Annotated in this window: 1 protein-coding gene; it reads left to right on the forward strand. The window is 73.1% G+C overall.

Annotation, left to right across the window (positions count from 1 at the left end; genetic code table 11):
* Positions 1–18 precede the first annotated feature (18 nt).
* Positions 19–401 (forward strand): FAD-dependent monooxygenase (locus Q7A36_RS41015; protein ID WP_370655826.1); only part of this gene is annotated, 383 nt, incomplete at its 3' end.

The raw sequence follows: 401 nt of genomic DNA on the forward strand, positions 1-401 counted from the left end.
CGCGTCATGCCGCGGTTCATGACGCACATCCGCTCGGACGCGCGCGCGATGCTGCAGCGCTGGGGCATCGCCTGGCACTACCAGTCGGCGGCCGGCACGTTGATCGCGCAGGACGACCGCGCGGTCTGGACGCTGCAGACCCGCTGGCCGGACGGCGTGGCGCCCGAGGCGGTCGACCCGCGCGCCCTGCTGCGCGGCTTCGCGGGCTGCGACATCCCCTGCGAGATCCTGGTCGCCAATGCCTGGACGCCCCACCTGTTGGTTGCCGAGGCCTACGGTGCGGGCCGCGTGTTCCTCGCCGGCGACGCCGCGCACCAATACATCCCGACCGGCGGTTACGGCATGAACACCGGCATCGCCGACGCCTGCGGGCTAGGCTGGCAGCTCGCCGCCATGGCGCT

Origin of the sequence: Paracraurococcus lichenis (assembly GCF_030657435.1) — a bacterium.
GTDB lineage: Bacteria > Pseudomonadota > Alphaproteobacteria > Acetobacterales > Acetobacteraceae > Paracraurococcus > Paracraurococcus lichenis.